12 protein-coding genes are annotated in these 13,795 nt (G+C 67.4%); 3 read left to right on the top strand and 9 right to left on the bottom strand.

Going from position 1 to position 13,795, the window contains the following annotated elements; genetic code table 11:
- Positions 1-30: 30 nt before the first annotated feature.
- The 9 genes from glk to WAL33_RS12295 all read right to left on the bottom strand — a co-directional run bounded on the left by glk (position 31) and on the right by WAL33_RS12295 (position 11,262).
- The gene (gene glk / locus WAL33_RS12255) at positions 31-1,020 is read right to left on the bottom strand and encodes a glucokinase (RefSeq protein ID WP_422181801.1); all 990 of its coding nucleotides are present in this window, start codon (positions 1,018-1,020) and stop codon (positions 31-33) included.
- Between the two features lie 13 nt (positions 1,021-1,033).
- Entirely contained in the window at positions 1,034-2,845 is a 1,812-nt protein-coding gene (gene edd, locus WAL33_RS12260) for a phosphogluconate dehydratase (protein WP_422181803.1), read from the bottom strand.
- Between the two features lie 4 nt (positions 2,846-2,849).
- Positions 2,850-3,551 carry a 6-phosphogluconolactonase gene (gene pgl / locus WAL33_RS12265; protein WP_422181805.1) on the bottom strand — a complete coding sequence of 234 codons (702 nt, stop codon included), beginning with the start codon at positions 3,549-3,551 and terminating at the stop codon, positions 2,850-2,852.
- A gap of 2 nt (positions 3,552-3,553) precedes the next feature.
- A complete protein-coding gene (gene zwf / locus WAL33_RS12270; protein WP_422181807.1) occupies positions 3,554-5,017 on the bottom strand; it encodes a glucose-6-phosphate dehydrogenase in 1,464 nt (487 codons plus the stop codon).
- A 234-nt stretch (positions 5,018-5,251) separates the two neighbouring features.
- Positions 5,252-8,185, bottom strand: coding sequence for an endoglucanase (locus WAL33_RS12275; RefSeq protein ID WP_422181809.1), 2,934 nt, complete (start codon positions 8,183-8,185; stop codon positions 5,252-5,254).
- Positions 8,186-8,206: 21 nt separating this feature from the next.
- Positions 8,207-8,932 carry a MotE family protein gene (locus WAL33_RS12280; RefSeq protein WP_422181811.1) on the bottom strand — a complete coding sequence of 242 codons (726 nt, stop codon included), beginning with the start codon at positions 8,930-8,932 and terminating at the stop codon, positions 8,207-8,209.
- Positions 8,929-9,498, bottom strand: a complete 570-nt coding sequence (locus WAL33_RS12285; RefSeq protein ID WP_422181813.1) for a DUF6468 domain-containing protein — start codon at positions 9,496-9,498, stop codon at positions 8,929-8,931. The genes WAL33_RS12280 and WAL33_RS12285 overlap by 4 nt, the downstream gene beginning before the upstream one ends.
- The gene (fliM, locus tag WAL33_RS12290) at positions 9,495-10,628 is read right to left on the bottom strand and encodes a flagellar motor switch protein FliM (RefSeq protein WP_422181815.1); all 1,134 of its coding nucleotides are present in this window, start codon (positions 10,626-10,628) and stop codon (positions 9,495-9,497) included. The genes WAL33_RS12285 and fliM overlap by 4 nt, the downstream gene beginning before the upstream one ends.
- Before the next feature lie 28 nt (positions 10,629-10,656).
- The gene (locus WAL33_RS12295) at positions 10,657-11,262 is read right to left on the bottom strand and encodes a flagellar basal body-associated FliL family protein (RefSeq protein WP_422181817.1); all 606 of its coding nucleotides are present in this window, start codon (positions 11,260-11,262) and stop codon (positions 10,657-10,659) included.
- Positions 11,263-11,485: 223 nt separating this feature from the next.
- On the opposite strand from WAL33_RS12295, the gene flgF reads away from it, so the two are divergent.
- The 3 genes from flgF to flgA are packed head-to-tail and all read left to right on the top strand — an operon-like array spanning position 11,486 to position 13,781.
- Entirely contained in the window at positions 11,486-12,220 is a 735-nt protein-coding gene (gene flgF, locus WAL33_RS12300) for a flagellar basal-body rod protein FlgF (protein WP_422181819.1), read from the top strand.
- 12 nt (positions 12,221-12,232) lie between these two features.
- The gene (gene flgG, locus WAL33_RS12305) at positions 12,233-13,021 is read left to right on the top strand and encodes a flagellar basal-body rod protein FlgG (protein ID WP_422181821.1); all 789 of its coding nucleotides are present in this window, start codon (positions 12,233-12,235) and stop codon (positions 13,019-13,021) included.
- Positions 13,022-13,025: 4 nt separating this feature from the next.
- A complete protein-coding gene (gene flgA, locus WAL33_RS12310; protein WP_422181823.1) occupies positions 13,026-13,781 on the top strand; it encodes a flagellar basal body P-ring formation chaperone FlgA in 756 nt (251 codons plus the stop codon).
- Positions 13,782-13,795 lie beyond the last annotated feature (14 nt).

Here is a 13,795-nt window from a genome sequence, read left to right on the forward strand (position 1 = left end):
CCGGAACGGGTCCGTTCCGGACGAAAAGCCCTACGAAATGGCCGCTCGACCGTCCGGGGTCATGGCAACGGCCGCGCCGATCAGGGCGGTGTGGGGGTTCATCACCACATGGGTGGGGATGGCGCGCGTGTAGTCGCTGAGCCGGCCCTTCGACTCGAATCGCTCGCGGAACTGGCCCTTTTCCAGCAGGTCGATGATCCGCGGCGCGATGCCGCCGGCGATGAACACGCCGCCCCGCGCGCCCAGCGCCAGGGCCAGGTCGCCGGCCGCAGAGCCGAGGATGGCGCAGAACCGGTCGATCGTGACCTTGCAGCATTCGTCGCCGGTCAAGCCGTGCTCGGTGATCTGCTTGGCGGTCAGTTCGTCGGCCTTGCGGCCCTCGACTTCGGCCAAGGCCATATGGAGATCCTCCATGCCGGGGCCCGACAGGATCCTCTCGATCGAGCAGCGACCGAAGCGTTTCATCAGAATGCGGAGGATCTCGATCTCGACCTCGTCGAACGGCGCGAACGCGATGTGGCCGCCTTCGGTGGTCAGGGGCGTCTCGACGCCGTGCCGACGCACCATGCCCGCCGCGCCGAAGCCGGTGCCTGGACCAAGGATCGCCAGGTCGCCCTCGCCCGAGGTCTGGTGCGGACCGATCTGGCGCAGGTCCTTGGGAGTCAGGCGCGGGGCCGCCAGGGCCTGGGCGGTGAAGTCGTTGATCAGTTTGGCCGTGCGGAAACCACCGGCCCGGCGCAGGCCGTCTTCGGACAGCTTCCAGTCGCTGTTGGTGAAGTGCACGGCGCCGTGCTCGATCGGCCCGGCGACAGCCACCACCGCCTGGTCGGGGTGCTTGAGGCCCATCTTCGCCAGATAGGCTTCGACCGCGTCCTCGGCCTGATCGTAATCCTCGCCCTTGTACGAGGTCGGCTCGATCAGCCGGGGATCGGCGCCGTCGAAATCGACCAAGGCGAACCGCGCGTTGGTTCCGCCGATGTCGCCGACCAGGCCAAGCCCGATGGAGTTCAAGCCGCTCATCTTCGTCTTCATCCTAAGCAAACAGCACGGAGCCGCCGTGGTCGGCCGCGCCGACCCCCGCCCGCATCCAGCCGAACAGTTCCCGCCCAAAGCCCGGCTTGGACGCCGGGACGCTCGCCGGCGTGCGGGCGCGCAGAACCGCCTCGTCCACCAGGATTTTCAGTTCGCCCGTGTGGGCGTTCAGGGAGATCACGTCGCCGTCCTGGACATAGGCCAAGGGGCCGCCTTTGGCGGCTTCCGGCGTGAGGTGGATGGCCGCGGGGGTCTTGCCCGAGGCGCCCGACATCCGGCCGTCGGTGACCAGGGCCACCTTGAAGCCGCGGTCCAGCAACACAGAGATCGACGGGGACAGGTTGTGCAACTCGGGCATGCCGTTAGCCGAGGGGCCCTGGAAGCGGACCACCACCACCACGTCGCGGTCGAGCTCGCCGCGCTTGAAGGCGGCGATGAAGTCTTCCTGTTCCTGGAACACGGCCGCCGGGGCGGTGATCACCTGGTGTTCGGGCTTGACGGCCGAGACCTTGATCACCCCGCGACCGAGGTTGCCTGTGAGCAGGCGCAGGCCGCCTTCCGGGCTGAACGGGTCCGACGCCGGGCGCAGGATGTTGAGGTCCAGCGACTGCTCGGCGCCCTCGCGCCAGGCCAACTCGCCGTCGATCAGGACCGGCTCCTGGGTGTAGCGCGACAGGCCTGGGCCGACGACGGTCAGGACGTCCTCGTGGGCCAGACCGGCCTTCAGCAGTTCCCGGACCACGAAGTGGATGCCGCCGGCGGCGTGGAACTGGTTCACGTCGGCCGAGCCGTTCGGATAGACCTTGGCCAGCAGCGGCGTGTTCTTCGAGATGTCGTCCAGGTCTTCCAGGGTCAGGATGATGCCGGCCGCATGGGCCATGGCGACCAGGTGCAGGGCCAGGTTGGTCGAACCGCCGGTGGCCATCAGGCCGACCACGCCGTTGACCACGGCCTTCTCGTCGATCATCCGGCCGACCGGGATCCAGTCGTTGCCCTTGTGGGTGATGGCGGCCACGCGCTTGGCGGCTTCCTTCACCAGGGCCGTGCGCAGCGGGGTGTTCGGATGGACGAAGGCCGAGCCCGGCAGGTGCAGGCCCATCAGCTCCATCAGCATCTGGTTGGTGTTGGCCGTGCCGTAGAAGGTGCAGGTGCCGGGACCGTGATAGCTGGCGCTCTCGGCGGCCAGCAGTTCCTCGCGGCCGACCTTGCCCTCGGCGTAGAGGGCGCGGATCCGGGCCTTCTCCGAATTGGGCAGGCCCGAGGTCATGGGCCCGGCCGGCACGAACATCGCCGGCAGATGGCTGAAGGTCAGCGCGCCGATCAGCAGGCCCGGCACGATCTTGTCGCAGACGCCCAGGTAGAGCGCGCCGTCGAACGCGTCGTGGGTCAGGGCGATGCCCGTGGCCATGGCGATCACGTCGCGCGAGAACAGGGACAGCTCCATGCCTGGACGGCCCTGGGTGACGCCGTCGCACATGGCCGGCACGCCGCCGGCGAACTGGGCGGTGGCCCCGACCTCGCGCGCGGCCTCCTTGATCAGCGCCGGATACTGTTCCAGCGGCTGGTGGGCGGACAGCATGTCGTTATAGGCCGAGACGATGCCCAGGTTGGGAGCGTTGACGTCCAAGGCGCGGACCTTGTCCACCGCCGGCGAAGCGGCGAAGGCGTGGGCCCAGTTGGCGCAGCTGAGTTTGGCGCGGCCTGGCTGAGCGGCGGCGGCGGCATCGAGATTGGCCAGGTAGGTGGTGCGGCTTTCGCGGCTGCGTTCGATGATCCGCGCGGTGACTTCAGCGATGACAGGATGCAAGGCCATAGGATTACTCCGCCCAGAGGATGCGGACCGGGGCACGGTCTTGGTTCAGGATGGCGGCGATCGGCAGGCTCGGATCGACCGGCCCTTCCAGCAGAGCCTTCTTCGCCTCGCCGGTGACCAGCAGGACGATCAGCGACGACTGGATCAACGCCTGGAAGGTCAGGCTGATCCTCGGCAGGTCCGGGGCGGGCTGGCCGGGCGGGACCGCGATCACCGTCCTTTCGGACTTGGGGTCCAGCCCTTCCGCCAGCTTCGGGTTGCCGGGGAACAGCGACGCGAAGTGGCCGTCGGGACCGACGCCCAGCAGGACGACGCCGAACGGCAGGGCCCCGGCGACGCCGGCCTCAGCCTTGGCCGCGACCTGATCCTGAGCCAGACCGTCGAAATAAAGCGGTGCGAAGCTGGCCTCGGCCGCCTCCCCTCGCAGCAGATGCCGGCGAACCAGGCCTTCGTTGCTGCTGGAATCGGATGACGGCACGAAACGCTCGTCGGTCAGGGTGACCACGATCTTGTTCCAGGGAACCGTCATCGTCGCCAGCCGATCATAGACCGGGGCGGGCGTCGAGCCGCCGGTGGCGGCGAAACCGGCCTGACCGCGCTTTGCCACGGCCTCGGTCAGGGCCGAAGCCACCACCGAAGCGGCGGCGTCGTACAAGGCCTCGCGCGTGGCGAAAGCTTCGATCTCGGGTGGGGTCACGGCCGCCATGCCTATTCGTTCCAGGCCCGGCCCTGGGGCGAGATCAAGGCCGTGGCGCCGTGCGGCCCCCAGGTGCCGGCGGCGTAGGGCGCGGGCTCGATCTTGGCCTCGGCCCAGGCGGCCGAGACGCCGTCCACGAACTTCCAGGCCTGCTCGACCTCATCACGACGCACGAACAGAGTGCGGTCGCCGCGGAACACATCCAGCAGCAGCTTCTCATAGGCGATCCGCCGACGACCGCCCGCCGCGCTCATGGCCAGGGACAGCGGCAAGGACTGCAGGCGCATGCCCTCTTCCGACAGGCCCGGACGCTTGGTCATCACGGTCAGCGAGATGTCCTCGTCCGGCTGCAGGTCGATGACCAGACGGTTGGCCTTGGTCTCGGCCTGGGCGGCGACGCCGAAGATGTTGTGCGGCACGGGCTTGAACTGCACGACGATCTGGGTGCGACGGTCGGGCAGGTTCTTGCCGGTGCGCAGGAAGAAGGGCACGCCGGCCCAGCGCCAGTTGTCGATATCGACCTTCATGGCCACGAAGGTCTCGGTCCTGGAGGCCTTGCCGACCTCTTCCAGATAGGCTTCACGCGCCGTGCCCTCGACCACGCCGGCCACGTACTGTCCGCGCACGGTGTCGTGGGCAACATTGGCCTTGGTGAAGGGGCGCAAGCTGCGCAGCACCTTGACCTTCTCGTCGCGGACGGCGTCCGGGTCGAAGCCCGAGGGCGCCTCCATGGCGACCAGGCACAGCAACTGCAGCAGGTGGTTCTGCAGCATGTCGCGCAGGGCGCCGTACTCGTCGTAATAGGGCCAGCGCTCGCCGACCTTCTCGGTCTCGGCGATGGTGATCTGCACATGGTCGATGTGCTTGTTGTCCCACAGCGGCTCGAACAGCACGTTGCCGAAGCGCAGGGCGGTCAGGTTCTGAACCGTCTCCTTGCCCAGATAGTGGTCGATGCGGAAGATCTGGCTCTCGTCGACCACGGCCCCGACCGCGCCGTTGATGGTGCACGAACTGGCGAAATCCTTGCCGATCGGCTTTTCCAGCACCAGACGGGTCCGAGGGCCGGTCAGACCGGCCGACTGCAGGGCGGCGCAGACCGAGCCGTAGAGGCTGGGCGACAGGGCGAAATAAACGACCAGATCGCCGTGCTTGCCGACCTTTTCAGCCAAGGCCTTGGCGCCGTCTTCCTGGGTGATGTCGACCGACAGGTAGTCCAGGCGGGCGGCTAGGCGATTCCAAGCCGATTCCTCAACGGCGGCCCGCTTGCCGAGTTGCTCGCGCACCAGCTGCCGATAGCTGTCGGGGGTGTGGTCGTGACGCGCCAGGCCGATGATCCGCAGGTCGTGCGGCAGCAGGCGATCGACCTCAAGAAAATAAAGCGAAGGCAGCAACATGCGCAGGGCCAAGTCGCCCGCGCCGCCCAGCAGCACCAGCACTTCTCGACCCGCTTGGTCGGCGTTCGTCTCTTTAGTCAATGCTTCCACCCTATGACAACGTTGTCATGACACGCCCCTCAGAGCAATGCAAGCGAGCCCTATTCGCCAGGAGCCAACGTCTCGTATCGACGCCCTGACAGACTGCGCGCGCGGCGTCTAACTAAGGGGTTTGGGACGGCGCCGCCAGAAGACCAATCGCTTTTCGCGCTTGAAGGTTCGCCGCTGAGCAGACAAGACGCGGTCGCCTTCGCCAGAGGGGAACGCGCCGGCTGCCTAGGCGCCCTTTTTGCTGGCCTGGGCGCGGAAGCGATCCTTCATCTTGCCCACCCAGCCGTTGAAGGCCTCGTTGTCGGCGGTGACCTTGCTGAAGTCGTCGCTGGAGAGGCTGCCGGAATCGGCGCCGGCCAGGGCCACGCGCAGACCGTCCGGATTGCGCGCCCCTTCGACGAAGCCGCCATAGCGTTGACGCAGGCGCCCCAGCGAGGCGTCGTCGTCGGCCAGACTGAAGGCCACGGCCGAGCGGAGCAGCTTGGATTCGTCAGCGGGGCTCAGGAGCCCGGGGGTCTTCCAGCGATCGGCCAAGACGCGCTCGTACAGGGCGCCGGCCAGGGGCCAGGTGCGCTGCTTCCAGGCGATCTCGGCGCGGACATCCTCGGCGTCGCGGCTCTTGTCGCTTTCGATCACCTCCAGGGCGGCGTCGTAGCGACCCAGACCCATCAGGGCGTGGGCGGTGGCCAGCCGGCGCTCGGCGTTGAGGGCCGGCGGCAGGATCGTGGTGCGGGTGGCGTTGATGGTGTCCAGCGCGCTCTCGGGCTTGCGGTCCATCAGATAGATCCAGGCCAGATCGGTGGCGACCTGGGCCTTGGGCACGCCGTTCAGGCGGTTGTCGACCTGGTATTTCAAGAGCTTGGCGGCTTCGTCCAGCAGATCGACGTCGACCAGGCGGCGCACCAGATTGCGGACCATCTGGTCGCCGTCGGCGCCGAGCGGGGTCAGGTCCTGGAAGTCATAGAACAGCCCCACCGCCTGGATCGGCTGCATGCCGTCGGCAAGACCGTCCAGGAACAGGGTTCGGAAGGCGATGTTGAGGTCGTTGCGCAGGGCGACGGCCTGCGGCAGGTCGGACTGCACGTTGCGGGTGGAATGCAGCACCTCCAACGCCTCGCGATAGCGGCCTTGGCGGATCTGCAGCTGGCCGAGCGCGCGGATCGTGTCCAGCTCTACGCCATCGCCGCGCCAGCGGAAACGCAGCTGGTCCAGCCCCTTGGCGGCGACGTCGGCGTTGATCTGGTTCTTGGCCAGGCGAAGTTGGATGGCGTGCAGGGCGGCGGGCGCGGCCAACCGGTCGACGCCGCTGCGGGAAATCGCCTGGAACATCGGCAGGGCGCGGGAGTCGTTCTTGGCCTCGAAGGCCTTGGCCAGGGTCAGGCGCAGCTCCAGTTGGTCCTCAACCGGGATATTGGGCAGCTTCAGCGCCTGGCCGATCAGTCGAATGGCGGTCTCGGGCGCGCCCACACCGACCGCCGCCTCGGCCTGGGCGCCCAGGAAACGGGCCTGCCACACGGCGGGGAACATGTTGAGCACGGACGCGCCTTCGGCGAACCGCTGATTGGCGTCGACCCACTGACCGGTCTTGCTGGCGATATAGCCGCGCCACATCGCGGCCGACGGATCGCCGGTCAGCACGGGCGAGGCGAAGTCGGTCTCGGCCTCGGCGTACCGGCCCGCCATCGCCTTGGCCGCGCCGCGCAGGCCGCGGAATTCGCCATCGCCCATCAGATTCTGGTGGGCGCGCCCCGCGGCGTTGAGCACGCCGATCGCTTCGAACGAAAGATTGGAGCCCACTAGGAAGCGGGCCAAGGCCATGCGGGCCGCCGTATCGTCGCTCTTGCCGTCGACGCCCCCGGCTGTGGAAACCGCGCTGAGCAAGGCGTCGTAGCGGGCTATGAAGCCGCCCGAGCCGGTCTTGGACCAATGCTCGGGATCGATCAGGGCCGGCATGGACATGGCCTGAGGCGCGCCGGCGCCGGCGTCGGCCAGGACCTGGCCGCTGGACGACGAGGAAAGCAGCAGGCCATTGGGCCGGCCGATGCGGACGATGTCGCCGACGGCGGTCATCTGCAGATCGCCGGAATAGCTTTCGACCGCCAGGCCGGTGGCCGACTGCAGCAGGGCCATCTGGACATAGTCGCGACGCGACGGCAGGCCCTTGGACGGCGCAAGAGCGGTGACCACGCCGATTCGGTCGCCGACCGCCGCGTCGCTGACCCAGACGATCTTGGTCGTGCCGGCCAAGTTGGCGCTCAGGGTGGCGGGGCTGACGTTTTCGTCCCGGGCCACCCGGACGAGATCGGGCGAGTCCTGCGTCCCCGCGCCGAGCGCGATCGTCCAGCTGGAGCCCACGCCGTCAGCGTAGAACGGCGTGCCCTGCGGCGTGCTGATGCGCAGCGCCGTGTAGTCGGGCCCCTTGAAAGCCTGGATGTTGCGGTATTGCGGCGTGCTGGCGGGCAGCTTGCCGATATCCAGCCGGGCCGGCGTGTCGAACACCACCCAGACGGCCTCGCCCCGGCGGAACACGGCCGCCCCGGCCGGATTGGCCCACTCGAAGCTGAGCTGGACCTGGCTCGAGACCCTGGAAAGTCTGACCGGCACCACGCCGTTGGCCGGCATCGGGTTGAGGCGCTTCGCGGCGCCCGTCGCGACGGGAGCCAAAGCCTGAACGGCCTGCTGGCGAGCGAACAGATTGATGAAGTCGTCGCCCTCGTCGTTGCCGACCCGGAAGTCGGCGTCGTCGCTGAGGGCGACCACAATCTCGACCACACCGCCGACATGTCGCGCCTGGGCGCTCTTGACCCAGCGCGGCGGACCTAGATTGAGGGATGAAAGATTGGGACTGGCGTCGCGCGAGAAGCGCAGGACGACGGCCGTCCCCTCGCGGCGGGCTTGCATGCCACGCGAACCGGGGAACTCCAGCCGCGTGAAGTCCGGCGCCTGGGCGACCCGAACCTGCAGGCCGGTCGAAGTCACGGAACGGACGTCCGCAGGCGCCGGGGCGACTTTGCGGGCCACGGCCTTGCGGGGCTTGGGCTTTTGCTGGGCGGACTTCGAGACACGACGCGGCTCGGCGGAGATCGACACCGTCGGGGTTGCGACCCCGAGGATGCAGATCGCCACGACGGTCGATCTCAGAAACGCCCCCAGCTTCATGCCCCCGCCTTCACTCCTGTCCTAGCCGGCCTTTTTGCCATCCGCCGGACTCGCGCCCGCCAGCGGCGCGGTCGGATCGGCGGCGGGTTTATCGGCGGCGGCCAGGGCGGCGCGCTGCTTGGCGATAGCGTCAGCCGACAGGCGATTGGCCAGTCGCTCGGTCAGGATCTTGGCGTCGCCAGGCGACATGTTGGCCAGGATCATGCTGAGCGTGCGCTCCTTCATCTTGGCCGCGATCGGCAGGCGCACGGAATCGTCCAGCACGCTCATGCGGGCGGCGGCGTCCTTGGGCTTCATGGCCGAATAGACCAGCACCATGCGGTTGGCTTCGACTTCCTTTTGGGCGTCGGCCTGGCCCAGCAAGCCTTGAATCTCGCCTTTCATGCCGCTCAACGTCTTCATCTTGCTGTCGAGCTTGGCTTCGGCGGCGGCCAGCAGCTGCAATTGGACGTCGATATCCTGTTCGCGCTGGTCCAGTTGGCCGCGACGCTGGCCCAGGCTCTGCAGCACGCGCAGCTCGGCCGGCGACAGACCGGCGTCCTTGGCCAGTTGGGCCGATGACGGCGCGCAGACCGGCGGCGGCGCCTTGGCCGCGGCCTTGGCGTCAGGCTTGGCGATGTCCTGGGCGAAAGCCTTGGCGCCGCTCAGCATGTCCGGCATCGACTTCGCGCCGGCCAAGGCGTTGACGGCGAGCACGCCGACCACGGTGACCCCGATGATCGGCAGGATACGCGGAATGTTTTTCATCGACGGCCTCTAAAGGTAGAGCCGGGGCGCGGCGGATCTTCCGGGCCCTCGAACAGGTCATCATCTATCCGCGCTCGTGAACGCGGAGTTTCCTTTGGCCCAGAAGACCGGGCGGCGGAAGGTGACGGGGCGTCGCGGGGTATGCGGGCCTCCCGGTCCAGCAGTTTCTCGAAATCCTCGGCTCGCAAGCGGCGCTGAGCTTCCGAGGGAAGCTCGGGCTGGGCTTCTCGCGTAGGACGCATCGGGGCGGCGGGGCGCGAGGCGGTCGCCGGCGGCGGAGTCACCATCGGCCGGTTCAGACGCTCATCCAGCTGAACGGCCAGGGCGTGGGCTTGGGCGATGCGGTCGGCCAGGGTGTCGGCGGCCTCGTCGGTGGCGGCGCGCAGATCGGCCAAACCCTGCTCGGCCCGCATGGCGGCGCGGTCGAGGTCCGCCACGGCCTTGGCGAAGCCGTCGTGACTGTCGCGCAGGGCCTTCAGCCGACGCTCCAGGCGCACGCCGAAGGCCAGGGCGATCAGCAGCAGGATCGCCAGCAGACCGTTGAGGGCGATGGCCGTCAGACTCATTTGATCTTCTGAACCGCTTTCCTGGCCGCCGTGGTCAGGGGCGCGTCGGCCCGGATCGCGATCGAATGGTTGCGGCGGCCCATGCGCCCACGGGTCAGCGGGATGGCGCCGGCGCGCAGCTCCACCGGGCTGTCCGGCGTGGCGTTGAGCATCAGGATGTCGCCCACCTGCAGGTTCAGCACCTTGCTGAGCGGCAGCTGCTGCTCATCGAGCACGGCGCGCACCTCCATCTGCGTGGTCCAAAGTTCGGTGGCCAAGTGGCCTTCCCAGATGTTGTCGCGACCGAACTTCTCGCCCATGAACTGCTGCAGCAGCATCTTCCGGATGGGTTCGAGGGTCGCATAGGGCAGCAGAAGCTCGATTCTGCCGCCGCGGTCTTCCATGTCGATCCGAAGCTTCACAAGAATCGCGGCGTTGGCCGGCCGGGCGATGGCGGCGAAGCGCGGATTGGTCTCCAGGCGGTCCAACGAGAAGTCGACTGGATGCAGCGGCTCGAAGGCGCTCTTCAAGTCATGCAGCACCACCTCGATCATCCGCTGCACCAGCACCCGCTCGATGGTGGTGTAGGGACGGCCCTCGATGCGCATGGCCGCGGTGCCGCGACGACCGCCCAGCAGCACGTCGACGATCGAGTAGATCAGGTTGGAGTCGACGGTCAGCAGACCGTAGTTGTCCAGCTCCTCGGCCCGGAACACCGCCAAGATGGCCGGCAGCGGAATGGAGTTCAGATAGTCGCCGAAGCGGATCGAACTGATGTTGTCGAGGCTGACCTCGACGTTGTCGGAGGTGAAGTTCCGCAAGGACGTCGTCATCAACCGCACCAGGCGGTCGAAGACGATTTCCAGCATCGGCAGGCGCTCGTAAGAGACCAGGGCCGAGTTGATGATCGCGCGGATGCCGGTGCGGTCGTCGTTGCCGTCGCCGGACATGTCGAAGCCCAGCAGGCTGTCGATCTCGTCCTGGTTCAGGATGCGCTCGGCGCCCATGCCGTCGCCGCCGCCGTCGTCCCAGCCGCCCATGCCGCCGCTGAAGTCGCCGAACTGATTGTCGCCCGCGCCGCCGTCGTCGGCGGGCGGGTTCTCCGAGGCCCATTGGGCCATCGCGGCCTGATCGTCGTTTTCTTCCGCCATGTCGGTTCGCCTCACCCAGCCCTAGGGACTAGTTGATCAGCATCTCCTCGATCAGCACCGCGTTCACCTTGGAGGGCGCGGCGACCAGATTAACGCGACGCAGCAGTTCGGCGCGCAGCTGATAGCTGCCCTGACTGCCGTTGAGGTCTTCCGGACGCAGTTCGCGCAGGAAGGTCTGGAACATGTCCTGCAGACGCGGGAGGTTCGGCGTCAGGGCGTCGGCCGTCTCCTGGTCAGGCAGTTCGAAGGTCAGCTTCAGCTTCAGGAAGGTCGAGCGGCCGTCGGCGGCCTGCATGTTCACCACGATGTCCGGCAGGGTGTAGAAAATTACCCCGTCGGGGCCTTCCTTGATCACCGGCCCGCCGGCCACGGGCGCGCCGCCCTCGGCGCCGCCATGGCCCTTCTCGTCCTTCTTCTTTTCCTTCTTCGGCTTCTCGTGGCCCGCTTTGCCGTGGGCCTCGGGCTTGGGCTTCAGAAGCAGAAAGCCGGCCACGCCGCCGCCAATCAGCACGACGGCCGCCGCGGCCGCGATAATGATCATCATCATCGGCGGCTTCTTTTTCGTCGAAGCTTCGCCCTCGACGACGCCCTCTTCACCTTCCGGGACGGAATCTTGGGGGGGAGTGTTGGCCACGCGCGCGGTTCCTTGGAATCTACGGATCTACTCATGCGGCGGGCATGGTTAACGATGTCTTTTGAAGGCCATTTCGCCGCAGGCTGAATCTGCCCGGCAGACTCGGCCACCGGAGGTCCATTAACCTTTCTTTCCGTTGAAATTACTGAACTTTTCGAGTTGGCACGAGGGTTGCTTACAGACTTGCGGCGCATTTGTCGCGCCAGCCGTCTCGGTAACCGTCATGGAAAACGCGCTGTATGTAGGACTTTCGCGGCAGATGACTCTGCGCCGCGAACTCGACATCGTGGCCAACAACATCGCCAACGCGAACACGACCGGCTTCAAGGTCGAGGAGCTGATGGTCCGCACGGAACCCGCGAAACCCGCGAGGACCGTCGGCGGGGCGAACCCCGTGAAGTTCGTGCTGGACGACGGCGTGGCGCGCGACTTCGGTCAGGGCGCGCTGAACAAGACCGAAGGCGACTTCGACCTCGCCCTGGAAGGCCAGGGCTTCTTCAGGATCTCGACCCCCGGCGGCGAGCGTTACACCCGCGACGGCCGCTTCACCATGGCCCCCGACGGCAAGCTGGTCACCCAGGCCGGCCAGCCCGTGCTGGACGCAGGCGGCGGCGAGATCAACATCGACCCCCTCAAGGGGCCGGTCACCATCGGCAAGAACGGCACGGTCAGCCAGGGCGCCGAGCGCCTCGGTCAGATCGCCGTGGTGCGTCCCACCGACCTGGCCGCCTTCCGCAAGGACGGTGACAACCTCTACCGCAACACCACCAACGACACCCCCCAAGCAGCCCCCGACGCCGTGATCCATCAGGGCATGCTTGAGGCCTCGAACGTCCAATCGATCACCCAGATCACCAAGTTGATCGAGGTCAGCCGCGCCTACGAGAGCATGGCCAAGATGATGGATCAAACCTCGGAACTGTCCCGGAGCGCCGTCGAGCGCCTGGGCAAGGCGTAAGGATAACTCACGATGCAAGCTCTTCGCACCGCCGCGACCGGCATGTCAGCCCAACAGCTGAACGTCGAAGTCATCTCCAACAACATCGCCAACATGAACACCGTCGGCTTCAAGCGCCAACGGGCCGAGTTCCAGGACCTGATCTATCAGACCATCGAACGCGCCGGCTCGCAGTCGTCGGGCGACGGCAACGTGGTCCCGACGGGCGTGCAGATCGGCGGCGGCGTGAAGGCCGGCTCGGTCTATCGCATCCACGAACAGGGCACGCCGTCCATGACGAACAACGAGTTCGACGTGGCCATCCAGGGCAAGGGCTTCCTGCAGATCCTGCTGCCGTCGGGCGAGACGGCCTATACCCGGGCCGGCAACTTCGCGACCAACGACCAGGGCCAGATCGTCACCGAGGACGGCTACACTGTTCAGCCCGGCGTCACGATCCCGCAGAACGCCGTCGCCACCACGATCACAAAGACCGGCCTGGTGCAGGTGAAGCTGGAAGGCGATCCCGTCCCCCAGACGGTCGGTCAGCTTGAACTGGCCAACTTCATGAACGAAGGCGGCCTGGAAGCCATCGGCGACAACCTGTTCATGGAAACCGCCGCCTCGGGCGCCGCCAACATCGCCGCCCCCGGCCAACCGGGCTTTGGCACCTTGCTGCAGAATTACACCGAAGCCTCCAACGTCGACTCGGTCAGCGAAATCACCGCCCTGATCGTCGCCCAGCGCGCCTACGAGATGAACTCCAAGGTCATCACCACGGCCGACCAGATGCTTCAAGCCACCTCGAACCTGAGGTCCTAAGCTCATGAAAGCCCTCGCCTTCTCCGTCGCCGCCCTGCTGATCGCCACCCCGGCCTTGGCCGGTCAGGCCGTGTCGCTGCGGTCCGACACCACCGATGCCGACGGCAAGATCACCCTGGGCGAGCTGTTCGACGGGGCCGGCGCGGCCTCGAACGTGGTGGTCGCCGCCCGCATCGGCCCGTCGGCCGTGCTCGACGCCGGTGCGGTTCAAATCGCCGCCCGCCGGGCCGGCCTGGACTGGACCAACGACGCCGGCGTGCGTCGGATCATTGTCCGCCAAGGCTCGGACAGCGGCTCCAATGGCGGATTGGCCGGGGCTCCGCGCGGCAACGTGGAAGTTCTTGCCTACGCCCGCAGCCTGGCGACCGGTGAAATGGTCCAACCGGAGGACCTGGTCTGGACGAAGATGGCCGCCAGCCCGTCGGACGCGCCCCGCGACGCGGACGCGGTGATCGGCATGACCGCCAAACGCCCGCTGCGCCAGGGTTCGGCCGCCAGCCTGCGCGACGTCTCGACCCCTCAGGTCATCAAGGCGGGCGATATCGTCGCAGTCACCTACGAGGACGCCGGCGTGGCGCTGACCTTGCAAGGCAAGGCCATGGCGGCGGCGGCCATCGGCGAGAGCCTGATGGTCCAGAACACCGCCAGCAAGAAAATCATCGAAACCGTGGTCACCGGACCCGGCTCGACCGCCGTCGGCCCCCAGGCGATGCGCCTGAAGGCCAACCGTAACAACACGCTGCGCTACGCCGCTCGCTGAGAAGGTCACACACG

Source organism: Caulobacter sp. (assembly GCF_049283275.1).
Lineage (GTDB): Bacteria > Pseudomonadota > Alphaproteobacteria > Caulobacterales > Caulobacteraceae > Caulobacter.